This window comes from Micromonospora sp. LH3U1, from assembly GCF_028475105.1.
Taxonomy (GTDB): domain Bacteria; phylum Actinomycetota; class Actinomycetes; order Mycobacteriales; family Micromonosporaceae; genus Micromonospora.
In genome coordinates this window covers 1,091,640-1,116,901 of record NZ_CP116936.1, presented here as the reverse complement: position 1 = coordinate 1,116,901, position 25,262 = coordinate 1,091,640, and the positions used below count along the sequence as shown (strand labels likewise).

The following is a 25,262-nucleotide window of genomic DNA, read 5'->3' as shown; positions in this document are numbered from 1 at the left end:
TGGTGGAGGTGCCGGGAATCGAACCCGGGTCCTTCGCCGTTTTGTCAGGGCTTCTCCGAGCGCAGCTCGCTGTGCCTCTACTCGGCCCCACCGCTCACGCGAGCAAGTTGGTGTGACGGGCCCAGTCGCTGATTAATCTCGCCGCACGGACCCCGCGACCGGGTCCGATTGGCCAGCCTCCTAGCTGATGCCGGCTACTGGGACGAAGGCGTTCCCAGGCCGACAGACTTAGCTACTCGCCTCAGGCGGCGAGAGCGAAGTCAGCGCGATTGTTCTTGGCGCTTATAAGTTTCCGACGACCGATTCTCGAGACGACGTCGGCTTCCTCGGCTCGCTTCCCCTGTCGCTGCGTACGAAGTCGAAACCAGTCACCCCCTCGACAGGCCGCTGATGTGGCGGCACTGACAAGACTAACGCCTGCCGCAACAGCTTTCATCCCGAGCCCCGGGCTGACGCGCCCGATCCGGACAAACGGGATGACTTAGTCGTCCATGCCCTTGCCGCGTCGACCGGACACCCGGGCGATCTCCCGGTCCGCGTCCCGCTTGGCGAGGTCCTGACGCTTGTCGTACGACTTCTTGCCCTTGGCCAGGGCGATCTCGACCTTGGCCCAGCCGTCGGAGAAGTAGACCTGCAACGGAACGATGGTCAGACCGCCCTCACGGGTCTTGCCGAGCAGCCGGTCGATCTCGCCCCGATTGAGCAGCAGCTTGCGCGTACGCCGGGGCTCGTGGTTGGTCCAGGTGCCCTGGGTGTATTCCGGGATGTGCATGGAGTGCAGGAACAACTCGCCGTCGCGCTCCTGAGCGAACGCGTCGACCAGCGACGCTCGCCCGGCCCGTAGCGACTTGACCTCGGTGCCGGTCAACGCCATGCCCGCCTCGTACGTGTCGAGGATCGCGTAGTCGTGGCGCGCCTTCTTGTTGGAGGCGACCACCTTGCGCCCCTTTTCCCGTGGCATCGGTGCCACCCCCTCCCGTACGTCCGTGGCCGGGCACACCCCGACCGGACAACCGATCATGCTACCTGAATGACAAGGACCCTCCCGCGCCGTTTATTTCCGGCGGCGGGAGGGTCCTCGGGAGACCACGGGACGACCCGTACGGTGCCTAGACCCGCAGGTAGAAGCGCAGGGTGATCCAGGCGGTGCCCGCGCTGACCAGACCACCGACGCCGGCCATCAGCGGGAAGATGAACAGGATGTCGCCCCAACTGATCGGCGAGAGCAGACCCTGCAACGCGCTCAACGACCCGTCGAAGAGCAGATACTTCGCCGCGACCAGGGCGACCAGGCCGAGCAGCGAGCCGATCAGGCCGGCCACCACGGCCTCCAGCACGAACGGCGCCTGGATGAACCAGTTGGACGCGCCGACCAGCTTCATGACCGCCACCTCACGCCGCTTGCTGTACGCGGCGACCTGAATGGTGTTCGCCACCAGCAGCAGTGCGGCGACCGCCATCACGATGGCGGCAGCCAGGGCGATGTTCTGGATCGAGGTGAGGATGTTGAAGATCTTGTCGAGCAGTCGACTCTGATCGATGATCTCGTCGACGCCCGCGGTGTCCTTGTACTGGTCGTAGATGTTCTTGTACTGCTCCGGGTTGTTCAGCGTGATGCGAAAAGACTCGGGCAGTTGGTCCGGCTTGACCGCGTTCACCAGGTCCGGCGCGTCCTGGTACATCTCCTTGAAGCGCTTGTACGCCTCGTCCTTGTTGACGTAGAGGACGTCCTTGACCAGGGGGTCGGCGTCGAGCTTGGTCTGCAGGTCGGTGCGCTCCTGCTCGCCCACCTCCTGGCTCAAGAAGATCGAGACCTGAATGTTCTTGTAGTAGGTGACCTTCATGTCGTCGACCTGGCGGTACATGAGACCGCTGGCACCGAGCATGGTCAGCGAGACCGCCATCGTGATGATCATCGCGATGGACATGGTCACGTTGCGCCACAGTCCGACCAGTACCTCGGACAGGACGTATTTCACGCGCATCGGGATTTCCTCCGGGTCTCCGGCATGAAGAGTTCGTCGTCAGGCTGCGCAGGGGTGGAGAGCCGGCTCACCCGTAGACGCCGCGGGCCTGGTCACGCACGACGCGACCGCTCTCGATCTCGACGACGCGGCGGCGCATCTGGTTCACGATGTTGGAGTCGTGGGTGACCATCACGACGGTCGTGCCGGTGCGGTTGATCCGGTCCAGCAGGCGCATGATCTCAATCGAGGTGTCCGGGTCCAGGTTTCCCGTGGGCTCGTCCGCCAGCAGGATCAGCGGACGGTTCACGAACGCCCGGGCGACGGCGACCCGCTGCTGCTCACCACCGGAGAGCTCGTGCGGGTAGCGGTGCTCCTTGCCACCGAGCCCGACCAGTTCCAGCACCTCCGGCACGACCCGGCGGGCAACCGCCTTGGTCTTGCCGATCACCTCGAGGGCGAACGCCACGTTCTCGTAGGCGGTGCGGTTCGGCAGCAGCCGGAAGTCCTGGAAGACACAGCCGATCGAGCGCCGGAAGTGGGGTCGCTTCCAGGAGCGCATCGACGTGACGTCCTTGCCGTTGACGACGACGCGCCCCTTGTTGGGGGCCACCTCGTGCAGCAGCATCTTGATGATTGTGGACTTGCCGGAGCCGGATGGACCGATGAAGAAGACGAACTCGCCCTTCTCGATCGAGACGGACACGTTGTCGAGCGAAGGCCGGGACGCCTTCGGGTACGTCTTCGTCACTTGCTCAAGCTGAATCACGGGTGGTGAGTCTACGCGGTGTAACAACTGAGCCAAGCCCCACGCCCCGCAGAACCGGCGCGAGTCGTCGAATCAGGCCTCTACCTGGAGATCGATGACGCGCTCCGCCCGCGTGTCGTCACGCACCGTCGCCGGCGAGTTGCCGCTGCTTACGCCAACGGATGCCAGCCTCGATGAAACCGTCCAACTCGCCGTCGAAGACCGCGGTCGGATTGCCGGTCTCCTGCTCGGTTCGGAGATCCTTCACCATCTGATACGGGTGCAGGACGTAGGAGCGCATCTGGTCACCCCACGAGCCGGCGGCGTTCTCCTTGAGCCCCTCCAGCTTGGCCTGCTCCTCCTGGCGCTTGCGCTCCAGCAGCCGGGCCTGGAGCACCCGCATGGCGGAGGCCTTGTTCTGCAGTTGGGACTTCTCGTTCTGGCAGGTCACCACGATGCCCGTCGGGATGTGGGTGAGCCGCACCGCCGAGTCGGTGGTGTTGACGCTCTGCCCGCCGGGGCCCGAGGAGCGGTAGACGTCGACCCGCATCTCGTTCTCCGGGATGTCGATGTGGTCGGTCTGCTCGGTGACCGGCAGGACCTCCACGCCCGCGAAGCTGGTCTGCCGGCGGCCCTGGTTGTCGAACGGGCTGATCCGGACCAGCCGGTGGGTGCCCGACTCGACGCTGAGCGTGCCGTACGCGTAGGGCACCTTGACGGCGAAGGTGGCGGACTTCAGGCCCGCCTCCTCGGCGTACGAGGTCTCGTAGACCTCGGTCGGGTAGCCGTGCCGCTCCGCCCAGCGCAGGTACATCCGCAGCAGCATCTCGGCGAAGTCCGCCGCGTCCACGCCACCGGCTCCGGCCCGGATGGCGACGAGCGCCTCCCGGGAGTCGTACTCGCCGGAGAGCAGGGTGCGGACCTCCATCTCCTGGATGGCCTTGGTCAGCCCGGTGATCTCCGACTCGACCTCGGTCAACACGCCCGGGTCGGCTTCGGCCTCGGCCAGCTCCAGCAGCACCTGGGCGTCGTCGAGGCCGGAACGGAGGCTGCCCAGCTTGCTGATCTCGCCGTTGACGTACGACAGCTGCGAGGTCACCTGCTGAGCCTTGGCCTGGTCGTCCCACAGGTCGGGGGCGGAAGCCTCCTGCTCAAGGCGGGCCTTGTCCTCGTGGAGCCGGTCGAGGTTGAGGACGGCCTCGATGTTTCGCAGGGTCGCGTCGAGTTCCTTGAGCTGTTCGGCGTAATCGGCAGCGGTCACGACAGATAAGCGTACTGTGCCGCAGGCAGCTCAGCTCGTCGCGTATGCGCGAACCCGCCGATCATCACCCGACGGGGGCGGTCTTCAACCACGACAGGGCCGCCCGGTGATAGGCAACCGCGAACTCCAGCGCGCTGGCGTCGTACGTCTCGCCGTCCCGTTTGGCGTTCTTGACCTGCTCCCGGACCTGGGCGAGGGCCTCGGTGTGGTATTCGTTGGCCGAGGCGTACAGGCCCTTCAGCTGGCTGGCGGAGTGCAGGTTGCCGAAGGCCATCCGGAGCGCTATCGGGTTGCGGATGGTGTCCCGCCCCGGATTCTCGGCCAGCCAGCGGGAGAATATCCGTTTCCCACTGGCGGTGAGCGCATACGGCTGGCTCATTCGCGGCCCCGGCTTGCCGAGCCGCACGAAACCTCGCTCGGCCAGCACCGGCAACTCGCGGTAGACCTGACTGCGGGTCATCGACCAGTACGGCGCCAGACGGCGCTCAGCGGCGGCCATCAACTGACCGCCTGTCATCGGGCCCTCGTGGAGGAGCCCGAGCAGGGCCGCCGCCGTAGGGTTGACTCCGGAATCCGCCATGCCCACTACGCTGCCACTTTGCGCACCCGGCGTCCAGGATTTGCCAGTTTGCCACCCGACAGGACTTCCTAAGTGCACTGTCGGCGGCAGACTGTCCGTTGAGGACTATCGATGGGTGCGGCATTCGGCCGACCGCCGGCGGCGCCACGCACGCCGCCGGCGGGTCGTCGCCGGTCAGCCCATGTGGGGGTACGTGTGGTCGGTCGGCGGCACGAAGGTCTCCTTGATCGTCCGCGGCGACACCCAGCGGACCAGGTTGAGCCAGGAGCCCGCCTTGTCGTTGGTGCCGCTGGCCCGGGCGCCGCCGAAGGGCTGCTGCCCGACCACCGCGCCGGTCGGCTTGTCGTTGATGTAGAAGTTGCCGGCCGCGTACCGCATGCGCTCGGCGACCGCGTCGACCACCCGGCGGTCGTTGGCGAACACCGAGCCGGTCAGCGCATACGGCGCGATCGACTCGGCCTGCGCGACCACCTCGTCGAAGCGGGCGTCGTCGAACACGTGCACGCCCAGGATCGGCCCGAAGTATTCAGTGGTGAAGGTCTCGTGGGCGGCGTCGCTGCACTCGAAGAGCGTCGGCCGGACGAAGTAGCCGACCGAGTCGTCGGCGGTGCCACCGGCCAGCACCCGGCAGGAGTCGTCGCCGGTGATCAGCTCCAACGCCGCGGTGTGGCGGGCGAACGCCTTGTCGTCGATCACCGCGCCGCCGAAGTTGCTGAAGTCGGCCACGTCGCCGTAGGTCAACGAGTCGGTGGTGGCGGCCAGCCGGTCGCGCAGCCCACCCTCCCAGATCGAGCGCGGCACGTACGCCCGCGAGGCCGCCGAGCACTTCTGGCCCTGGTACTCGTACGCGCCACGGATCAGCGCGGTGTGCAGGGCGTCGACGTCAGCGCTGGTGTGCGCGACCACGAAGTCCTTGCCGCCGGTCTCGCCGACGAGGCGCGGGTAACCCCGGTAGCGGGCGATGTTGTCGCCGACGGTCCGCCACAACTGCTGGAAGACCTTGGTCGAACCGGTGAAGTGGATGCCAGCCAGGTCCGGGTCGGCGAGCACGACGTCCGAGACCTCCTCGCCTCGGCCGGTGACCATGTTGATCACGCCTGGCGGCAGGCCGGCGGCCTCGAACAGCCGCATGGTGAAGTGCGCGGCGAACTGCTGGGTCGGGCCCGGCTTCCAGACCACCGTGTTGCCCAGCAGGGCCGGCGCCGACGGCAGGTTGCCGGCGATGGCGGTGAAGTTGAACGGGGTGACCGCGTAGACGAAGCCCTCCAGCGGGCGGTGGTCGAAGCGGTTCCAGACGCCGGGCGAGGACGCCGGCTGCTCCTCGAGGAGGCGGCGGGCGAAGTGCACGTTGAACCGGAGGAAGTCGATGAACTCACACGCCGCGTCGATCTCCGCCTGGATCGCGGTCTTCGACTGGCCGAGCATCGTGGCGGCGTTGAGGGTGTCGCGCCAAGGGCCCGCGAGCAGCTCAGCGGCGCGCAGGAAGATCGCGGCGCGCTCCTCGAAGGGCAGCGCCCGCCACATCGGGGCGGCGTCCTTGGCCGCCTCGATCGCGGCGCGGGCGTCGTCGTGGGTGGCGTGCGCGGTCACACCCAGCACGTGCGCGTGCTTGTGCGGCTGCACCACATTGATCGAGTCACCGGCAGCCATCCGCTGCTCGCCGCCAATGGTCATCGGCAGGTCGATGCGCTCGGCGGCGAGCTCGGTCAGCCGCCGCTGGAGCCGGTCCCGGTCGGGGTTGCCCGGCTCGTAGTTACGAACCGGCTCGTTGCGCGGCTCGGGAACGGAGAACACGGCATCCATCAAGGCTCCTGGCGATCTCGACAGCAGTGGCGAAACCGGTCCCGCGGGCACCGACCGGACGGTCGGACACCGGGCGCCGCGCGGGAGGGCCGAGCAGCGGCGGGACCTCCCATGATTCTCCCATGAACCGCTGCATGCCCCACGTCCGCCACCGCCAACCGCCAAGGACCGGCCCACCCCTCCTCCCCTTACCGACCGGGCTCGATCCGACAACCCGTCCACGCATCGGGCAGCCGCCTCGCCCCGGCGCCGGGCAACCGCGTCGCCGGCCCGCTCGGGGCGACTGGTGGGGGCGTACCCGTTCCGGGCGTCCCGGGGCGGCGGGCGGCCCAGCGGGCCCGCGTACCCTGAATGGTCGGTGACCTGCCGCCTCGAAGGGGAGACGATGACCAAGCAGCCCGGCCGCGTCCCGGCCGCGGAGTCGGACGAGCCGGCGGTCGACGCGGCCAGCCCCAGCAGCCGGCCGCTGCCCGCGCCCGGCGCATCGGTGCTCGCGCTGCTGGCGCTCGGGTGGCTGACCGCCATGCTCTGGTCCACGCGGGAGGCCATCACCTCGGCGGCGGCCGGGGTCACCGCGATCAGCCTTTCCGCGTTCGCCCTGCCCGGCGTGATCTCCGCCGCGCTGGTGGCCGGGGCGGCCGTCGCGCTGGCCGGCAGCAACCTGCTGGCCCGCCGGTACGGCGACTGGGCCACCCTGCGCTTCACCGGGGCGATCGGCGGCGGAATGGTGGTCGGGCTGGCTACCGCGCTGGCCATCAACCTCACCTACTTCGACACCTCGGCCACCAACGTGATCGCCGGCACCGCGGCGGCCGCGGCGATCATCGGGGGCGCGGTGGCCGGCGCGCGGACCGCCCCGGCGGTCGGTGCGGTGGTGAGCGCCGCCCTGGGCACGTTCCTCTTCGTGGTCGCGTTCAGCCGCGCCCGGGACCCGCTGTTCGACCTCTTCGGTGCCGGCGACAGCCAACAGTCGTTGATCGACGCCGCCAAGTGGGTGTCCCGCACCGAGTCGCTCATCGCCGGGCTGCTCGCCGGGCTGCTCGCCTTCGGCTACCTGACCTGGGCGCGGCGACGCGTCGTCCGCCGCGACCCCGAGGCCCCGGCGCTGCGCTGGCCGGCGTACCTGCTCGCCGGCGCCGGGCCGGGGCTGCTCCTGCTGCTCGCCGAGGTGATCATCAGGATCGGTGGCCGGTCGCTGCTCGATCTGGCCAGCGCGCTCAGCGAGGCGGACGCGGTCGCGCAGACCTCGCTGGGCACCTCGCGGGTGGACAACGGCATCTGGGTGCTCTTCGTGGGGGCGCTGACCGCGCTCATCGCGTTCGGCCGCACGCTCGGCCCGGCCCACACCGACGACGACGAACCAGCCGACGGCTCAGACACCGTCGCGGACCGGGTCGACCCGGCGGACGACAAGCCGGGCTATGCCAAGGCGTTCGACGCGGACCCGGCTGAGACGTTCGACGCGGCTGCGACCGTCGATGCGGACCCGGCTGAGACGTCCGATGCGGAGCCGGCTGCGACGGTCGATGCGGACCCGGCTGAGACGTCCGATGCGGAGCCGGCTGCGACGGTCGATGCGGACCCGGCTGCGACGTCCGATGCGGAGCCGGCTGCGACGTTCGACGCGGAGCCGGCTAAGGCGGACCCGGCCCGCTGACCTCGGACGGAGACCGGTGTGCGGTGTCCGGCTCAGCCGGCCGCGCGCAGCAGCTGGTCCAGCTCCGTCACGTCGTACCACTCAAGCTCGTGGTCCTCGGCGCCATCGACGGTGAACTGGGCATCGGGGTCACCCGCAGCCGCCTCGACCACCACGTCGACCGCCGCGGCGACCTCCTCGACCGCGTCCGCGCCGTCCACGTGGATGGCCGCAACGGCACCCACCGGCACGGCGTCGGCCAAGGTCACGATGCTGGAACCCAGCTCACCGTCGCCCCGACCGAGCGCCCCCGCCGGCAGGTCGACCGAGACGACGACGCGGCGGCGGGGAGCGGTCGGGTCGGCCCGGAGCAGGTGCAGCGCGTCCTGGGCAGCCCGGGTGAACGCGACGTACTCCAGCTCCTCCTCGTCGCCTTCGGCGTACCACTCGCGCAGCGCCGGGGTCACGGCGTGCGCCTGGTCGGCGGCCAGCCCGTCCTCACGCAGCCGGGCCACCATCGGTACGGTCGCCGGCACATACACCCGGACAAGTTCGTCGGTCACCGGTCGTCTCCCCGCTTAGTCCTCCACCGGCAGCCGCCGGCACGGGCGCAGATCATGCCGCACGCCGTGACCGTCATACACCCCGCCTCCGGCCGGTGGAAGTTCCCGGCCGGTGTGTCCCGCGTGGTCGGCCTGCCGCCAGGCCGTCCGGGTGCTGGGCGACACGGGCTGTCGGTGGCAAACTGAGTCAAACGACATCAACCCCGGGAGTTTCTGTGGAGCCGAGGTTCCTGCTGCTCTCCGACGTCGCCACCGAGCTGAACGTGTCGGACTCGCAGGTCTACCACATGGTGCGCAGCGGCGAACTGCCGGCGATCAAGATCGGTGGACGCGGCCAGTGGCGCGTCGAGCGCGCTCGCCTGGAGGAGTACATAGCGCGCAAGTACGACGAGACCGCCGACTGGGTGCAGAGCAACCCCTTGGTCGACCGCGACCCGGAGTAACCCCTTTTCATGATCCACTCCGTATCGCGGAAGTTGGGGTGTCCGGGCCGCTCGGATACCGCGACATCGCCAAGACGGAGTGGATCACGCGGTTCAGCGGAGGGGTCTCACCACTGGCCCATTGACCGAGGCCACTCTGTCGCTCACAATCGAGCTTGTCGGAAGCAAACGAAGGTAAACGCAAGATCAAGGGGACCATGATGAGCGAGGCGCGACCCGGTCCTTCCCGCCCACCCGTGCGGCTGCGCCCCGTCCCGCCCATCGACCCGCCGTACGCTGACGAGACCGACGGGCCGTACTGGCCGGCGACCCACGGTCAGCTCGCCCTCGACCTGTTCGCCTCGACCCGGCCAGACCCCGTCCGGCCACCGGATCGCCGGGCCGCCCTCCGCCCGGTGCCCAGCCGGTCCACCACCCACCCGGTCACGCCTCTACCGCCGGCGACCGCCCCGGAAGCCACCCGAGCCGCGCATCGCTTCGTCGGCACCTGCCTGGAGGTGGTCAACGGCTACCGTTCGCCGGCGCAGGTGCGGGCACTGCTGGACCCGGCCCGAGCGGGTGACCTGCTGACCGAGTTGGCCCGCGCGTCCGGGCGAGCCGGGGCACTCCGTCGCCGCGCCGGCCGGCCAGTGGTCCGACTGCTCCGCCTGCGCGTCTGCGAGCCCCGGGAAGCCGCAGTGGAGGCGGCAGCCGTCCTCGCCAGCGCAGGCGGCCGGAGCTGGGCGATGGCGCTCCGCCTGGAGCATCGCCGTGGCCGCTGGCTCTGCACCGCCCTGCACGTCCTCTGACCACAGCCGACCCGGGCGGTGTCCCAACCCGGGCGCGGGCCCGCCGCGGGGCGGGGCGGGCCCGGGGCGGGGCGCGGGGCGGGGCGGGGCGCGGGGCGGGGCGGGGCACGGGCACGGGCACGGGCATGGGCACGGGCACGGGCACGGGCACGGGCACGGGCACGGGCTCAGCCGGGGCGGGCGCGAGGCGGGCGCGGGCGCGGGCGGACGCGGTTGATCGACTCGGGTTCCGGGAAGGCGGGGCATCAACCGGCCCTGGACACCCCGATTTCCTTAAAGCCGAGGTGATCATGGGGTTGCGGCACCATGTGGTGGCGCCGCCGGGCGCCGAGCGGCGTGGGCGGCCGGAGACGCGGGCGGCCCGGCACGTGAGGGCTGGAAACGCGCGGGCATGCCCGGCGCGTGAGGGCCGGAGACGCCGACGGGCCCCGGCCTGGTCGGCCGGGACCCGTTGGTCAGGTGCTGTTGGTCAGTTGCCGCCGTTGGGGGCGCCGTGGCAGCGCTTGTACTTACGGCCCGAGCCACACGGGCACGGCGCGTTGCGGGACGGGCCGTTGTTGGCCTCCGCCTGGTTCGGTGCCGACCGACGGGAGGCGGCCGACGGGACCACCGGGCCGCGCAGCCCGGAGGCCGGCCGCTGCGGGGCGGACGGCGCGCTCTGCCCCGGTGACGCTGGAGCACCCGAGGCCGGTCGGCCCACACCGAGCGCCGGAGCCTGCTGCTCGGCCTGCTCGACGGCGACCGCGCCAGGGCTGGCCTCACCGTCGATGGTGGGAGCGGAGTATTGCAGGCCCTGCCGCCGCGGGGCCTGGTTGAGGCCCTTGGCCCGGATCTCCACCGGCTTGTCGAGCAGCGCGACCTCTTCGGACCCCGCGTCGGGCTCCGGTTCGGTCACCTGGACGTCGACGTTGTAGAGGAAACCGACCGTCTCCTCCTTGATGCCCTCCATCATGGTGGCGAACATGTCGAAGCCCTCGCGCTGGTATTCCACCACCGGGTCGCGCTGGGCGTACGCCCGGAGGTTGATGCCCTCCTGGAGGTAGTCCATTTCGTAGAGGTGCTCGCGCCACTTGCGGTCGATGACCTGGAGCAGCACCATCCGCTCGAGTTGGCGCACCCCCTCGGTGCCGACCTGCTCCTCGCGCCGGTCGTACGCGGCGTTCGCGTCGTCCTTGAGGCGGGCGACCAGGAAGTCGGCGTCCATGCCGGCCCGAGAGCCGCCGGCCTCCTCCTCGAGCTCCTCGATCGTCACGCCGACCGGGTAGAGCTGCTTGAGGCTGGACCAGAGCTGCTCAAGGTCCCAGTCTTCGCCGTAGCCGTCGGAGGTGGCACCCCGCACGTACGCCTCGACGGTGTCGTCGATCATGTTGCGGACCTGGTCGGAGAGGTCCTCACCGTTGAGCACCCGGAGCCGCTCGGCGTAGACGACCTGGCGCTGCTTGTTGAGCACCTCGTCGTACTTGAGCACGTTCTTGCGGATCTCGGCGTTCTGGCCCTCGATCTGGGCCTGGGCGCTCTTGATCTGCTTGCTGACCATCTTCGACTCGATGGGCACGTCCTCCGGGATGTTGAAGCGCTCCATCACCGCCTCGACCGCGCCGGCCCGGAAGCGCCGCATCAGCTCGTCCTGCAGGGACAGGTAGAAACGGGACTCGCCCGGGTCACCCTGCCGGCCGGCGCGACCGCGCAGCTGGTTGTCGATCCGCCGGGACTCGTGCCGCTCGGTGCCCAGCACGTAGAGGCCACCGGCGGCGGAGACCTCGTCCGCCTCGGCGTCGCAGGCCTGCTTCCAGTTGGGCAGGACCTCCTCCATCGCCTTGGCGTACTCCTCCTCGTTTTCCAGCGGGTCGAGGCCGCGCTGGCGCAGCTCGTTCGCGGCGAGGAACTCGGCGTTGCCGCCAAGGAGGATGTCGGTGCCACGGCCGGCCATGTTGGTGGCCACGGTGACCGCGCCCTTACGCCCGGCCTGGGCGACGATCTCGGCCTCCCGCGCGTGGAACTTCGCGTTCAGCACGTTGTGCGGGATGCCGCGGCGCCGCAGCAGCGTGGAGAGGATCTCGGAGTTTTCCACCGAGACGGTGCCGACCAGCACCGGCTGGCCCAACTGGTGCCGCTCGGCGATGTCCTCGATGACCGCGTTGAACTTGGCCTTCTCCGTCTTGTAGATGACGTCCGGCCGGTCCTCGCGGACCATCGGGCGGTGGGTCGGGATCGTCACGACGCCGACCTTGTAGACCTTGTTGAACTCGCTCGCCTCGGTCTGCGCCGTACCGGTCATCCCGGACAGCTTGTTGTAGAGGCGGAAGTAGTTCTGGAGGGTGATGGTGGCCAGGGTCTGGTTCTCCTGCTTGATCTCCACCCCCTCCTTGGCCTCGATCGCCTGGTGCATGCCCTCGTTGTAGCGGCGGCCGTGCAGGATGCGACCGGTGAACTCGTCGACGATCAGGACCTCACCGTCGCTGACGATGTAGTCCTTGTCGCGCTTGTAGAGCTCCTTGGCCTTGATGGCGTTGTTGAGGTAGCCGACCAGCGGAGTGTTCACCGACTCGTACAGGTTGTCGATGCCGAGCCGGTCCTCGACCTTGGCGACACCGCGCTCGGTCACCGCGATGGTGCGCTTGGAGTGGTCGACCTCGTAGTCGCCCTCACCGTCGGTGCCGGGCTGGAGCCGGGCGACCACGCCGGCGAACTCGCCGTACCAACGGGCCGAGTGCTCGGCCGGGCCGGAGATGATCAGTGGGGTCCGTGCCTCGTCGATCAGGATCGAGTCGACCTCGTCGACAACCGCGAAGTTGTGCCCGCGCTGCACCAGCTCGTCCTTCGACCAGGCCATGTTGTCGCGCAGGTAGTCGAAGCCGAACTCGTTGTTGGTGCCATAGGTGATGTCGCACTCGTAGGCGGCACGGTGCTCGGTGGCCGGCCGGTTGGGCAGCACCACACCGACGGTCAGCCCGAGGAACTCGTGCACGCGGCCCATCCAGGCGGCGTCGCGCTGGGCGAGGTAGTCGTTGACCGTGATCACGTGCACGCCGTCGCCGGAGAGCGCGTTGAGGTAGACGGCCATGACCGAGGTCAGCGTCTTACCCTCACCGGTCTTCATCTCGGCGATGTTGCCGAAGTGCAGCGCCGCGCCGCCCATCACCTGCACGTCGTACGGGCGCTGGCCCAGCACACGGGCGGATGCCTCGCGGGCCACCGCGAACGCCTCCGGCAGCAGGTCGTCGAGGGTCTCGCCGTCGGCGAGCCGCTCCCGGAACTGCTCGGTCATGCCGGCCAGTTCCTCGTCGCTGAGGTTGACGTAGTCGTCCTCGATCGAGCTGACGGCGGCGGCGATGGCCTTGAACCGGCGCACCAAACGGCCCTCGCCCGCGTTAAGGACCTTTTCCAGAATCGACACGAATCAACGCTCCCCTAGACAGTCTCGAACCATCGTAGGCGCTCCGTCGGCGCGATGGTCACTGGTGGCGGGGGTCCATCCCGCTAAACCCGACATAACTCGCGCAGCAGTACGCCCCCGGGGCGTTATCTGGTTACGCCGTCGGCGAACGTTGCGGCACGATGCACGAGTGGAGCCCGTGGAGATCACCGAGGACGGCGTGCTGCTGCGGCCCTGGCGGGACGCGGACGCGGACGCCGTGCACAAGGCGTGCCAGGACCCGGACATTCAGCGCTGGACGACCGTGCCGCGCCCGTATCTACCTGAACACGCTCTCGGCTTCGTCACCGAGATGAGCAGGAAGGCCTGGGCGGAGGGCACCGGTGCACCGTTCGCGGTCTGTGACCCGGCGACGGGTGAACTGCTCGGCTCGTGCGGGTTGATCTCCATCGACCGCGCCGGCACCGGTGAGATCGGCTACTGGACGGCCCCGTGGGCGCGTGGCCGGGGAGTGATGGTCCGGGCCAGCCGGGCGGTGGCCCGCTGGTCCTTCGACACCCTCGGGCTGCGCCGGCTGATCTGGCAGGCAGAGGTGGGCAACCACGCCTCCCGGCTGGTCGCACTCCGGGCCGGCTTCCGGATCGACGGCCGGTTGCGGCTGGCCGACCCGGCGTTGCCGTCTGGCGCCGACGGCTGGATCGGCTCGCTGCTGCCCGGCGAGGTGCCCGCGCCCGGGTCGACCGGGCCGGCCGGTCCGGGCACCCTCGCCGCCCGGCGGGCCGCTGTCTTCGGCCGCCCGCAGCCCATCCTGTTCGCCACGGCCGGGGCCGGCGAGCTGCGCCTGCGGCCGATGGAGGAGCAGGACCTGGACGCCGTGGTGCAGACCTGCCAGGACCCGGACACCATCCGCTGGACGACCGTGCCGGACCCTTACGAGCGCGCTGACGCGCAGGGGTACCAGGTCTACAGCCAGGACGCCTGGGCCCGGGGCGACGCCGCCTGCTTCGCGATCGGCGACCCGGACGACCGGTACGTGGGCTCCCTCGACCTGCGGCTCTCCCCCGCCGACGCACTGCTGGCCGACGTGGGCTTCATGACCGCCCCGACGGCCCGTGGCCGGGGCTACCTACCGGCCGCGCTGGTCGCGCTCTGCGCCTGGGGCTTCACCACGCTGGGCCTGGCCCGGATCGAGTGGAAGGCGAACGTGGGCAACAACGCCTCCCGCCGGGTGGCGGAGAAGGCGGGCTTCACGTTCGAGGGCACTGCCCGGGACGGGGTGCAGCACCGGGGCGAACGGGTCGACGTGTGGGTGGCCGCGCTGCTCGCCAGGGACCTGTGATGACCCTGCGGCAGGTCATCGAGGCGTACGGGGTGCGGCTGCGTCCCTTTCGCGCCAGCGACACCACCGACGTGGTCGACGGCTGCGCGGACCCGCTCAGTCAGCGGTTCGTGTCGAGCCTGCCGACGCCGTACACCGAGACCGACGCCCGCTGGTGGATCGACGCCGGCGCTCCGGCGGCCTGGACCGGCGGCGGTGCGGCGTATGCCATCGCGGACCCTGCCACCGACCGGATGCTCGGCGCGGTGGGACTCAGCAACCCGGTGCCCGCGCGGGGTCAGGCCGAGGTCGGCTACTGGGTACGGCCGGCGGCGCGCGGGCGCGGGGTTGCCGTTGCGGCCACCCGCGCGCTGAGCGAGCACGCCTTCGCCACCGGAACGGTCCGCCTGGAGTTGCTCACCGATCCGGAGAACGGCCCGAGCCAGCGGGTCGCGCTGGCGGCCGGTTTCCGTTACGAAGGCCTGCGCCGGTCCGCCGACCAGCGCCGGGACGGCGGGCGGCACGACATGCTGGCCTGGGTACGCCTTGCCGGCGATCCGCCCGGCCCGACCGCCCGGCTGCTGCCCGACCTGCCCGGCGGGGTGCTCACCGACCAGGTGGTGGCCCTGCGCCGGCTCGCGGCGGACGATGCGGAGCTGATGTACCGGCTGCATAGCCGACCCGACGTGGTGGCGAACCAGGCACCGCCCGTGCCGCCGACGCGGGAGGCGATCGAGCGACGCTGCCGCCTCGCCGAGAGCGGTTGGCTGACCGGGGAGATCGCCCGGCTGCTGATCACGGACGTGGCCAGCGGGACGCCGGCGGGCAGTTGCGGGTTGTCGTTCACCGACGTGGCCGCTGGCGAGGCGTCGGTCGGCTACGCGCTGCTGCCCGGTTGGCGCGGCCGGGGGTACGCGACACGGGCGGTCCGGCTGCTCGCGGGCTGGGCGTTCGGCCCGGCCGGTATGGCCCGACTGACCGCCGGGACGGTGCCGGACAACACCGCGTCGCACCGCGTGCTGGAGCGGGTCGGGTTTCAGCGTGAGGCTCTGCAGCGCGGCCGTCTGCCCGGGCTGGCCGGGGCCCGCCTGGACGACCTGACCTTCGCGCTGCTCCCCTCCGACCTCCGTTGACAGATCATGGAGTTGTGGCGGGAGTGCCCCCACCACAACTCCATGATCGACGCGGGTCGGCTACCGGTCAGGTGGCGAGCGAGATGATGCCGTAGTCGTACGCGTGGCGCCGGTAGACGACGCTGGGACGGCCGGACTCCTTGTCCTGGAACAGGTAGAAGTCGTGACCGACCAGTTCCATCTCGAAGAGCGCGTCGTCGATCGTCATCGGCTCCGCCGGGTGCACCTTCTCCCGGGCGATGTGCCACGGCTGCTGGTCGTCGTACTCCTCCTCGACCCGCTCGGCGACGGCGGTGCCGGCGCGGGCGCCGTCACCCTGCGCGGCCAGCGGCGGGGTGGCCACCAGGTCCGCGACCGGCAGGCCCGCGGTGGCCTCGGCGACGGAGATCGGCGCGTGCCGGCCCCGGTGTACGCGGCGGCGGTCGGCCGCGCGGCGCAGCCGGGTGTCGAGTTTCGCGATGGCGGCGTCGAGCGCGCTGTAGAAGTCGTTCGTGCAGGCCTCGGCCCGCATCACCGGGCCCCGCGAAACGCAGGTGATCTCCACCCGCTGGCAGTGGTCGGCCTGGCGCGGATTGCGCTCGTGAAACAGCTCGACATCGACTCGGATAAGTTTGTGGTCGTAGCGTTCGATCTTCGCGAGTTTCTCGGCTACGTGCACCCGGTAATGGTCCGGCACTTCGACGTTTCGGCCCTTGACCACGATGTCCACGTGACCTCCCTTTTTCGGACGGTCTTCGATCCGGTAACCCGGTCGCGCGCCGTGGGGAGACCCGCTGGCGTCGACCGGTTGGTACGGCTACGCCTCCTCTCACCGCCGGAGGCGGGTGGAAGAACCTCCTACCCCCGACAGCGAAACGCTAACTCGTGTTTGCCCGGCCGTCACCCCATGTTGCCGAGACCGCCCAGGAATTTTCGCAGCTCATACACCAACGGGTGAAACGGAAACACGAACGGTTACGGGAGGTGTCTCTTCTCGGTCGCCGCGAGCACCACGGCGACACTCGGTGCCCACCCGGCCACCGTCAGCAGCCTGGTTGCGGCGGCCAGGGTGACGCCGGTGGTGACGATGTCGTCCAGCAGCACCACGGCCGGTGCCACGCCTGCGGCACGACCCCGACTCGGCGCGGCGGAGCGGGACTGGAACGCGGCCTCGGCCGCCGCCGCCCGACCTGCGCTGTCCAGGGTGACCGAGTCGGGCCGGGGCAGGGCACGCAGCGGACGGTGCACCCGCACCGCCCAGCCGCCCCGGTTGAGCCGGCCGGCACAGTGCCGGGCGAGCCGGTCCAGGTGATCGCCGTAACGGGACCGGGCCGCCGCCGCAGTGTCCGGGACCGGTACCAGCGCCAGCGGACGAGCCACGCCGACCGCCGCCGCGACGACCTCGGCGAGCAGGGCGCCGAGCGGGCGGGCCAACCCGTGCCGGCCGTGTTCCTTGTACGCCAGCAGAGCCTCACGCAGCGGGCCGGCGTACGGGCCGAGTGCGACGCAGGACGGCAGGCCCGGCGGGGCGGGGGTGGGGCGGACCGCTCGTGGGCGCAGCGCGCCCAACGCCGCGACGCAGGCGGGACAGACTCCGTGCCGCAGGCCGGGCCGGCGCTCCCGACAACCCGCGCAGTCGGCGGGAATTACCAGGTCGGCGAGGTCTGCCCAGAGCCCGCTCACGACATCAGTAGAGGAAGAACGGTGCCGACGGGTTGCTCGGGCGGACGCCGGCCGGCACCGGGGCGATGTCCCGCACACGGTCGGGCTCGATCCGTTCGAACGGGCTGCTGCGGTAGGCGACCCCGTTCGCCTCGTACATGTAGGCCCCGCTGGGCACCCGCACGCTGCGGTTGGTCGGGAACGCCGTCAGGTGGTTGACCTTGGCTCCCACGTCGGTCCGCAGGGGCGTCTCCAGGGCGCCCTCCACGCTGATCTCGTAGATCGCCTGCTGGCCCGCCGACCCGGCCACCACCAGTCGGTCCTCCCGGCCCCAGTCGACCGCCGTGAGGCCGGTCAGCGAGGTGGCCAGCTGTCTGGGCGGGCCGATGGAGACCCCGCCGCCGTCCGGGTTGACCGCCGCGACGTAGAGCCGGCCGCCGACGATCAGCGCGACCCGCTGGCCGTCCAGCGCGGCGGCCACCGCGGTGACGTCGGCGGAGGCCAGGTTGAGCGGCACCGGGTACATCCGGGCCGCCTCATCGAACCGGTAGAGCTGCCCGTCGGCCACGACCAGGCCGCGGCCGGGGCGGGAGTCGACCGTACGCAGCCAGACCGGGCGGCTCATCGACGAGTGCTCGGTGCCGCTGCGGCTGAGCACGGAGACCGGTTCGGTGCCCGTGCCCACCGCCAGTCGGTACCGGTTCTTGCTGCTGCCGGTCACCACCATCGCGGCGAGGACCCGCCGGTCCTTGGCCAGCGCGAGGTCGGCGGAGACGATGTTGCGGTTGACCTCGGGCGCCAGCGGCACCACGCCGCTGAGTTCGTTGCCGAAGTCGAGCGGGTGGATCGCGCCCTCGTACACGCCGAACCGCTGCGGGCTCGCGGTGTTCGGGTAGAGCGGCTGGGAGTTCCGCCGCTCGTCCAGGTCCTGTACGGGCTGCGAGTTGTTGCGGATCTTCAACTCGAGCTCGCCCTGCACGTCGCCCAGCGACCACGCGAGCTGTGTGATCAACTGGTCGATCCCGTTCTGGTCGTCACCGGACATGTCCAGGTTGACCTCCCACCGGCCGTTGGCGCCGGTGGCGTTGTTGATCAGCTCGGTGCGGTCGGGCAGCCCGACGACACCCGGGCGTAACCAGTCGGACGGACCGCCGACCAGCCATTTCACCACTTCGTTGACCTGGCGCTCTTTGGGCAGCGCGAGCGGCCGGTAGCGCTGGTCGGGCACCAGCCGGGTGCGGTCGGAACTCCAGAAGTAGATCGACTCGTCCTGGTAATACTGTTTGAAGGCGTCGTCGCTGAGCAGCAGCACGTTCGGCGGGTTGAGAACGTACAGGCCGGCCCGCTCGTCGTTGGCCCCGTTGTTGAACGCCGCGCTGCGGAGCCCGAACTCGTACTGCGTCTCGGTCGCCACCGGCGGAGCCAGGATGCCGTTGGCCCGCAGCACCCCGATCTGCTGCACGGTGATCTTGACGGTGGTGGTCGAGTCGCTGTTGAGGGTGTAGACCGCCTCGCGCAGCCGGACCACGTTCAGCGCGACCTCGCTGCCCTTCTTGTCCTGCAGGCTGGGCTTGTCCTCCGGTGCGATGAACGCCTTGACCCGCTCGTACGCCCGGTCCGGCTCGCCGGCGGCAGCGGACAGAAAGTTGCGCACGAAAACCTCGTTGACGCTGCCGCTGGCCGTCCGCGTCGGCGGCTCGCTGCTTGGACCGTCGACCATGCCGGCCTCCGTCGCGGCCCCGCCCTTGCCGTCCACCCGCACGTCGGACGCCGCAGGGATGCCGCAACCGGCGCCCAGCAGCAACACCACGCCAAACGCCCCGAGCAGAGTCGGCCGTCTCACGAGCGCACCTCCGCCCGCGGCCCGTCGCCGACCGAAGCTGGGCCGATCGCCAACGCCCCGCCGGTGCCGGGCCCGATGGCCAGCGGACCACCGTCGCGAGGGCCGAACGGCAGCGCGGCGTCAGCCGGCACCAGCCGCAGCGGCGAGGTGGTCAGCCGGTCACCAGCCCGGGCCGGCAGCGTGAGTCGGAACTGCGCGCCCTGCCCGGGAGCACCCCACGCCTCCAGCCAGCCGCCGTGCAACCGGGCGTCCTCCAGGCTGATCGACAGGCCCAGCCCGGTGCCCCCGGTCTGCCGAGCCCGGGACGGGTCCGCCCGCCAGAACCGGTTGAACACCAACTTCTCCTCGCCCACCTTGAGCCCCACACCGCGGTCGCGAACGGTGATCGCCACAGCGGTCTCGTCGAGGCCGAGGGTGATCAGCACCGGGCGGGCCTCGCCGTGCTCGACGGCGTTGCCGACCAGGTTGCGCAACACCCGCTCGACCCGGCGCGGGTCGACCTCGGCGATCACCGGCGTGCCCGGCAGGTCGAGCTCGATTGGCACGCCCACCCGCTCGGCCAGGCCGGCCAGCCGGTCGACCACCCGGTGCACCACGGGCACCAGGTCGGTCGGCTCGGAGTCCAGCATCGCGAAGCCCGCGTCGAAGCGGCTGATCTCCAGCAGGTCGGTGAGCAACTCCTCGAACCGGTCCAGTTCGGCCTGGAGCAGCTCGGCGCTGCGGGCCACCGCCGGGTCGAACTCGTCGCGCTCGGCGAAGATCAGGTCAGCGGCCATCCGGACCGTGGTCAGCGGGGTACGCAGCTCGTGCGAGACGTCGGACGTGAAGCGGCGCTGCAACCGGGACATCTCTTCCAGGCGCAGGATCTGTCGTTGCAGGTTGGTGGCCATCTGGTTGAACGAGGCCGCGAGCAGGGCGAGGTCGTCCTCACCGTTGACCACCATGCGCTGGTCGAGCAGGCCGGCGGAGAGCCGCTGGGCAGTCCGTGCGGCGACCCGGACCGGGTTGACCACCAGCCGGGTGACCAGCGCCGCGAGCAGCCCGAGCAGGATCACCAGGGCGACCCCGGTGGCCACGACGGTGGCACGGGCGTCGGCGGCGGTGACGTCCTGCCGGCTCAACGGCACCAGGTAATAGAGCTCGATCTGGCCGAAGCGGGTGGGCACCGGTGAGCCGTAGACCAGGTATTTGGTCGGCTCACCGGTGAGCCGACCGGTGCGGATCTGGCTGGCCACCTTGCCGTCGGCGATCGCAGCCCGCAGCTCCGGGCTGATCAGCAGCTGGACGTTCGCGGATGGCGAGGCGCGGGTCTGGATGTCGTTGGGATAGCCGTCGGCCGTGATCGCCACCACCACCCCGCTGGTCTGCTGGGGGTCGCCACCGGACAGGTAGTTGACCGTGCCGTCGATGGTCTGCTGGAGCTGCGCCTCCTGCGGCTGGCCGTAGAGGGAGACCTGCTTGGCCGCGTAGCTGGCGCCGCTGGTCACCCGCTGCCGGACGTCGCTACGGGCGTTGTCGAGCAGGATGGTGGTGATCTTGTCAGCGATCAGGAACGCGAAACCGCCGACCAGCAGGCTGGACGCGACCAGCGTGATGGTCACCACCCGGACCTGTAGCGAGCGGCGCCAGGTCTGGTGCACCCGGGCCACGACCCGGGCGACTCGGCCGCTCACGGCGCGCCACAGGTCCCCGCCGGCGCTGGGCCGGCGGGCAGCCGTGCTCGGGGGGTGCGGGGGCGGCGTGGTCGACACAGTGCGACCAGGCTATCCGGTCCCCGCCTTGTAGCCCACGCCCCGCACGGTGAGGATGATTTCCGGTCGCTCCGGGTCCGGCTCGATCTTGGCCCGCAACCGCTGGACGTGCACGTTGACCAGACGGGTGTCGGCCGCGTGCCGGTAGCCCCAGACCTGCTCCAGCAGCACCTCGCGGGTGAAGACCTGACGTGGCTTGCGGGCGAGGGCGACCAGCAGGTCGAACTCCAACGGAGTCAGCTTCACCTCCTCGTCGTTGCGACTGACGGTGTGCGCGGGCACGTCGATGGTGATCTGGTTGTCGGGCGGCCCGATGGTCAACATCTCGGGGGCCACGTCCTCGCCTCGGCGCAGCCGTGCCCGCATGCGGGCGACCAGCTCCTTGGGCTTGAACGGCTTGACCACGTAGTCGTCGGCGCCGGACTCCAGGCCGAGCACGACGTCCACGGTGTCGCTCTTGGCGGTCAGCATGACGATCGGCACTCCGGACTCCGCACGGATCGACCGGGCGACGTCAATACCGCTCATACCGGGCAGCATCAGGTCAAGCAGCACGATATCGGGACGACTGTCGCGAAACGCGGCCAACGCCCGCTCGCCGTCCGCCACGAACGAGGGCAGGAAACCCTCGCTACGCAGCACGATGCCGAGCATCTCAGCGAGCGCGGGGTCATCGTCGACCACCAGTACGCGGGCTCTCATGGGATTAATATTGCATCCTCATTCAGTTCGGTGGGACCGGCGTCTGCCGGTAACGCATAACGCCGCCGGAGGAACCTGTCACCCGCGACCCGCGGCGGCGGCGCCACGTGCTGCGATGCCGGGCGCACGGAGGAGTCCCGGACCAGACTGCCACCATGATCCCCCTTCGGCGGCGCCCGGCGCCACCGCAGCACGGGCCGATCCCGCTGTCGCCAACCGGACGACGGTCAGCCGAAGAGCGCCCGCCCCCAGTGGTCCCCGCCGTCGCGTACCCCCGGTGGGCAGGCGAACACCCCGCTGGAGACGTGCCGCAGATACTCGTTCATCACGTCATGCCGAGCCAACTGGGTCTGGATTGGCACGAACTGGCGGCGCGGATCGCGCTGGTAGGCGATGAAGAAGAGGCCGGCGTCGAGCCGACCGAGGCCGTCCGAGCCGTCGACGAAGTTGTAGCCCCGACGCAGCAACTGGGCGCCGTTGTTCCGACTCGGGTGGGCCAGCGTGACGTGGGCGTGCTCAGCGATCACCGGCTTGCCGTCCTCGCCGTGCGCGGCGAAGTCCGGCTCGTCGAACTCGTCGGTCCGCCCGAGTGGGGCACCGCTGCCCTTGGCCCGGCCGACGATCTCCTCCTGCTCGGCCAGCGAGGTCCGGTCCCAGGTCTCCACGAGCATCCGGATCTTGCGGGTGACCAGGTACGAACCTCCGGCCATCCAGTCCGGCCCGTCGCCCGGCTGCACCCACAACTGGTCGCGCAGCAGGTCGGTGTCCTCGGCTTTGAGGTTGGCCGTACCGTCCTTGAACCCGAACAGGTTGCGCGCGGTGGCCTGGTCGCGGGAGGTCGACGAGGTGCGACCAAAGCCGAGCTGCGACCAGCGGACGCTCACCACACCCATGCCGAGCCGGGCCAGGTTACGGATCGCGTGCACCGCCACCTGCGGATCGTTGGCGCACGCCTGCACGCAGAGGTCGCCGCCGGAGAGCTGCGGCTGCAACGCGTCGCCGGGGAACTTCGGCAGCTCGACAAGGGCGGCGGGTCGCCGATCGGCGAGGCCGAAGCGGTCCCGTCCGTCGGCGTCGCGGAACAGCGTCGGCCCGAAGCCGATCGTCAGGGTGAGCTGCGACGGGGGCAGGCCGAGCGCCTCACCGGTGTCGTCCGGTGGGGCCTCCGGCATCCCGCCGACCGCGCCGAGCACCCCTGCGTCCCGCCCCACCGTCATCCGGGCGGCGGCGGCCGTCCACTCCTCGAGCAGCTCGACCAACCGGGCCCGGTCCTTGGTGATCACGTCGAAGGCGACGAAGTGCAGACGGTCCTGCGCCGGGGTGACGATGCCGGCCTGGTGCTCACCATGGAACGGCACCGCCCCGGCCGGGTGGTCGCTCGCCGCGGCCGGGCCACGGGAGCCGTCCACCAGCGCTCCCGCCCCGACCGCCACTCCGGCGACCCCGGCCACTCCGGCGCCGGCGAGCGTGATCGCCCGGCGCCGGGTCAACCTGCTCCCGCTCATCGACTCGACCCTTTCCGCCATGTGGTCACTTTGCGACGGCCGCGGCGACCTTGCTGATCGGCTCGGCGAGCGCGTTGATCCCGTCAGAGAGCTCCTTGAGCTCGGTCTTGCTCAGCGCGGTGTGCAGCTTCCACCCGTCGCCGTCGCGGTGCTTGCCGAGCAGCGCCTCGACGTTGGCGAACTCGGTGTCCAGCTGCGTGACCAGCTCCGGCGAGCGCTGCTGCAGCGCCGGGCGGAGAGCGGACACGGCGGCCTTGGAACCTTCGAGGTTGGCGGCGAAGTCCCACAGGTCGGTGTGCGAGTAGCGGTCCTCCTCGCCGGTGATCTTGCCGCTGGCCACCTCGTCGAGGAGTTCCTTGGCACCGTTGGCGAGCTGGAGCGGGGAGAGCTTCTCGGCGTTGGCCTTGGCCACGATCTCCTTGACGTCGACCAGCAGGCGGTCGGCGATCGGGCCGTCCTTGCTGATGTCGCCGGACTGCCAGAGGTCCTTCTCGATCCGGTGGAAGCCGGTGAACTCCATCCCCTCCTCGATGACCTCCTCGCGGCCATCGATCTTGGGGTCGAGGTCGCCGAAGATCTCGGCCACCGGCTCGATCCGCTCCCAGTAGGTGCGGGCGACCGGGTAGAGCGCCTTGGACTTCGCGACATCGCCGGCCTTGACCGCGCCGACGAACTCCTCGGTCTTGTCCAGGAGCGCGGCGGTCTGGCTCTTGATGTAGCGCTGGTAGTTGTCCGTGGCGTCACCCAGCGCGGCGTCGGCGGTGAGCGGCTGCGCCGACCCGCTGACCTTCAGCGCACCCCGGATGCCCTTGCCGCTCATCCCGGGCTTGCAGGCCGTCTCGTACGTGCCGGCCGGCAACTCCACGTGCAGCTCACGGCTCAGCCCGGGGGCGATGTTCTCCACCTCGCCCATCACGCGGTCGCCGTCGGCGTACACGTAGAACTCGGTCACCTTCGCACCCGAGTTCGTGATCTTGAAGGTGGCGGTGCCGGCACCCAGGTCGGTCGAGCCGACCTCGCAGGCGGTGTCGCTGGCCTTGACCACGATCGGGCCGCCGCCCGCAGCCGGGTCACCCTTGTCGGAGTCGGAGCAGCCGGCCACACCGGCCGTCGCCAGCACGCCGGCGGCGGCCAGCGCGAAAAACTGGGTGGTACGCATCTGAGCTGTCTCTCCTCGTGGGGTCAGGCACGCTGCGGCGTGGACGCCGACTCGGCCTCGGCCTCGGTGCCGGTGTCGGCTCCGCGCTCGGTGACGGGGGTGGTGGTCGCGGTGGGCGTCGGCTTGCGCCGGGCCGGTCGCAGGAAGAGCAGAAGGACCGGCACGGCGTACCCGACCCAGGCGATCGTCTCCAGCACGGTGGGCGCGGGAGTCACGTTGAACATGCCGGCGAGCAGGGCGGCGTACCAGGTGCTCGGGTCGAGCGTGCTGGTGATGTCGAAGGCCAGGTTGTTCAGGCCGGGTAGGACACCGGCCTCCTGGAAGTCGTGCACGCCGTACTTGAGGATGCCGGCGGCGACCAGGATCAGCAGCGCGCCGGTCCAGGTGAAGAACTTGGTGAGGTTGATCCGCAGGGCGCTGGCGTAGAGCAGCACGCCGAGCATGACGGCGGTGACGATGCCGCCGATCAGCGCGAGCAGCGGTCCGCTGTCGCCGGACGCGCCCTGGGCTGCCGAGTAGAAGATCAGCGCGGTTTCCAGGCCCTCGCGGATCACCGCGAGGAAGGCCATGCCGGCGACCGCGAGGGACCCGACGGCGAGCGCCTCGGTGAGCTTGCCCCGCAGCTCACCGGCGATGGTCCGGGCGGCCCGGCGCATCCAGAAGATCATCCAGGTGACGAAGACCACGGCGGCGACGGAGGTGATCGCCTCGAACAGCTCCCGGTCCTCGGAGCGGGCCAGCAGCGAGGTCGACGTGTACTCGATCAGCCAGCCGAAGAGCACCGACAGCACCACGGCAAGGCCGACGCCCGCCCAGACCTGGGGCAGCCGGTCCCGGCGCTGCGACTTCACCAGGAAGGCCACCAGGATGCTGACCACCAGGGTCGCTTCCAGGCCTTCCCGCAGGCCGATCAGGTAGGTGGCGAACATCCGGGCTCCGAGTCGATAGGTACGCCTCAGCTAACTTAGGGCAGGCATACCTTCCTCCTGCTCAGGACCCTCGTCAAGTCGTTCACGACAAGCTCACTCGACCCGACAAAACCCTCGAC

Annotated in this window: 20 protein-coding genes, 1 other RNA gene and 1 pseudogene; 5 read left to right on the top strand and 17 right to left on the bottom strand. The window is 70.4% G+C overall.

Translation table 11 applies throughout. The annotated features are described in order from the left end of the window. The 7 genes from ssrA to pruA all read right to left on the bottom strand — a co-directional run bounded on the left by ssrA (position 1) and on the right by pruA (position 6,356). Positions 1-376, bottom strand: a transfer-messenger RNA (tmRNA) gene (gene ssrA, locus PCA76_RS05165). A 105-nt stretch (positions 377-481) separates the two neighbouring features. After that, complete coding sequence (smpB, locus tag PCA76_RS05160) at positions 482-961, bottom strand: SsrA-binding protein SmpB (protein ID WP_272615660.1); 480 nt, start codon at positions 959-961, stop codon at positions 482-484. Between the two features lie 148 nt (positions 962-1,109). Beyond that, positions 1,110-1,985 (bottom strand): permease-like cell division protein FtsX, encoded by an 876-nt coding sequence (gene ftsX / locus PCA76_RS05155; protein WP_272615659.1) that lies wholly within the window; start codon positions 1,983-1,985, stop codon positions 1,110-1,112. 67 nt (positions 1,986-2,052) lie between these two features. Continuing rightward, positions 2,053-2,733 (bottom strand): cell division ATP-binding protein FtsE, encoded by a 681-nt coding sequence (gene ftsE, locus PCA76_RS05150; RefSeq protein ID WP_272615658.1) that lies wholly within the window; start codon positions 2,731-2,733, stop codon positions 2,053-2,055. Between the two features lie 118 nt (positions 2,734-2,851). Continuing rightward, on the bottom strand, positions 2,852-3,973 hold the full coding sequence (prfB, locus tag PCA76_RS05145; RefSeq protein WP_272615657.1) for a peptide chain release factor 2: 1,122 nt from the start codon (positions 3,971-3,973) through the stop codon (positions 2,852-2,854). Between the two features lie 64 nt (positions 3,974-4,037). Next, a complete protein-coding gene (locus tag PCA76_RS05140; protein WP_272615656.1) occupies positions 4,038-4,553 on the bottom strand; it encodes a PadR family transcriptional regulator in 516 nt (171 codons plus the stop codon). Between the two features lie 174 nt (positions 4,554-4,727). After that, the gene (pruA, locus tag PCA76_RS05135; RefSeq protein WP_272615655.1) at positions 4,728-6,356 is read right to left on the bottom strand and encodes an L-glutamate gamma-semialdehyde dehydrogenase; all 1,629 of its coding nucleotides are present in this window, start codon (positions 6,354-6,356) and stop codon (positions 4,728-4,730) included. 385 nt (positions 6,357-6,741) lie between these two features. Between pruA and PCA76_RS05130 the strand changes: the two are divergent. Then, positions 6,742-7,725 (top strand): annotated as a pseudogene (locus tag PCA76_RS05130) (hypothetical protein); the annotation flags it as partial. Between the two features lie 320 nt (positions 7,726-8,045). On the opposite strand, the gene PCA76_RS05125 reads toward PCA76_RS05130, so the two are convergent. Then, the gene (locus tag PCA76_RS05125) at positions 8,046-8,555 is read right to left on the bottom strand and encodes a DUF6912 family protein (protein ID WP_272615654.1); all 510 of its coding nucleotides are present in this window, start codon (positions 8,553-8,555) and stop codon (positions 8,046-8,048) included. A gap of 215 nt (positions 8,556-8,770) precedes the next feature. Between PCA76_RS05125 and PCA76_RS05120 the strand changes: the two genes are divergently transcribed. Both PCA76_RS05120 and PCA76_RS05115 read left to right on the top strand, forming a co-directional pair. After that, positions 8,771-8,998, top strand: coding sequence for a helix-turn-helix domain-containing protein (locus PCA76_RS05120; protein ID WP_091393976.1), 228 nt, complete (start codon positions 8,771-8,773; stop codon positions 8,996-8,998). A 197-nt stretch (positions 8,999-9,195) separates the two neighbouring features. Further along, positions 9,196-9,786 (top strand): Rv3235 family protein, encoded by a 591-nt coding sequence (locus tag PCA76_RS05115; RefSeq protein ID WP_272615651.1) that lies wholly within the window; start codon positions 9,196-9,198, stop codon positions 9,784-9,786. A gap of 469 nt (positions 9,787-10,255) precedes the next feature. Here PCA76_RS05115 and secA read toward each other — a convergent pair whose 3' ends face one another. Continuing rightward, the gene (secA, locus tag PCA76_RS05110) at positions 10,256-13,183 is read right to left on the bottom strand and encodes a preprotein translocase subunit SecA (RefSeq protein WP_272615649.1); all 2,928 of its coding nucleotides are present in this window, start codon (positions 13,181-13,183) and stop codon (positions 10,256-10,258) included. Between the two features lie 169 nt (positions 13,184-13,352). Here secA and PCA76_RS05105 point away from each other — a divergent pair, with 169 nt between their 5' ends. Together PCA76_RS05105 and PCA76_RS05100 are read left to right on the top strand one after the other, a co-directional pair. Further along, positions 13,353-14,501 carry a GNAT family N-acetyltransferase gene (locus tag PCA76_RS05105; protein WP_272615647.1) on the top strand — a complete coding sequence of 383 codons (1,149 nt, stop codon included), beginning with the start codon at positions 13,353-13,355 and terminating at the stop codon, positions 14,499-14,501. Continuing rightward, the gene (locus tag PCA76_RS05100; RefSeq protein ID WP_272615646.1) at positions 14,501-15,613 is read left to right on the top strand and encodes a GNAT family N-acetyltransferase; all 1,113 of its coding nucleotides are present in this window, start codon (positions 14,501-14,503) and stop codon (positions 15,611-15,613) included. The genes PCA76_RS05105 and PCA76_RS05100 overlap by 1 nt, the downstream gene beginning before the upstream one ends. Positions 15,614-15,680: 67 nt before the next feature. On the opposite strand, the gene hpf is transcribed toward PCA76_RS05100, so the two are convergent. The 8 genes from hpf to efeU all read right to left on the bottom strand — a co-directional run bounded on the left by hpf (position 15,681) and on the right by efeU (position 25,143). Continuing rightward, complete coding sequence (gene hpf / locus PCA76_RS05095) at positions 15,681-16,322, bottom strand: ribosome hibernation-promoting factor, HPF/YfiA family (protein ID WP_272615645.1); 642 nt, start codon at positions 16,320-16,322, stop codon at positions 15,681-15,683. 245 nt (positions 16,323-16,567) lie between these two features. After that, positions 16,568-17,275, bottom strand: coding sequence for a ComF family protein (locus tag PCA76_RS05090; RefSeq protein WP_272615644.1), 708 nt, complete (start codon positions 17,273-17,275; stop codon positions 16,568-16,570). A gap of 4 nt (positions 17,276-17,279) precedes the next feature. Continuing rightward, positions 17,280-19,097 carry an LpqB family beta-propeller domain-containing protein gene (locus PCA76_RS05085; RefSeq protein ID WP_272615642.1) on the bottom strand — a complete coding sequence of 606 codons (1,818 nt, stop codon included), beginning with the start codon at positions 19,095-19,097 and terminating at the stop codon, positions 17,280-17,282. Further along, entirely contained in the window at positions 19,094-20,848 is a 1,755-nt protein-coding gene (mtrB, locus tag PCA76_RS05080) for an MtrAB system histidine kinase MtrB (RefSeq protein WP_272615640.1), read from the bottom strand. The genes PCA76_RS05085 and mtrB overlap by 4 nt, the downstream gene beginning before the upstream one ends. Positions 20,849-20,860: 12 nt before the next feature. Further along, positions 20,861-21,550: an MtrAB system response regulator MtrA gene (gene mtrA / locus PCA76_RS05075; protein ID WP_030331519.1), complete on the bottom strand. Its 690-nt coding sequence runs from the start codon at positions 21,548-21,550 to the stop codon at positions 20,861-20,863. Positions 21,551-21,777: 227 nt separating this feature from the next. Further along, positions 21,778-23,055, bottom strand: a complete 1,278-nt coding sequence (gene efeB, locus PCA76_RS05070) for an iron uptake transporter deferrochelatase/peroxidase subunit (protein WP_272615634.1) — start codon at positions 23,053-23,055, stop codon at positions 21,778-21,780. Between the two features lie 25 nt (positions 23,056-23,080). Beyond that, on the bottom strand, positions 23,081-24,214 hold the full coding sequence (gene efeO / locus PCA76_RS05065) for an iron uptake system protein EfeO (protein ID WP_272615632.1): 1,134 nt from the start codon (positions 24,212-24,214) through the stop codon (positions 23,081-23,083). Positions 24,215-24,237: 23 nt separating this feature from the next. Then, positions 24,238-25,143: an iron uptake transporter permease EfeU gene (efeU, locus tag PCA76_RS05060; protein ID WP_272615630.1), complete on the bottom strand. Its 906-nt coding sequence runs from the start codon at positions 25,141-25,143 to the stop codon at positions 24,238-24,240. Positions 25,144-25,262: the final 119 nt, after the last annotated feature.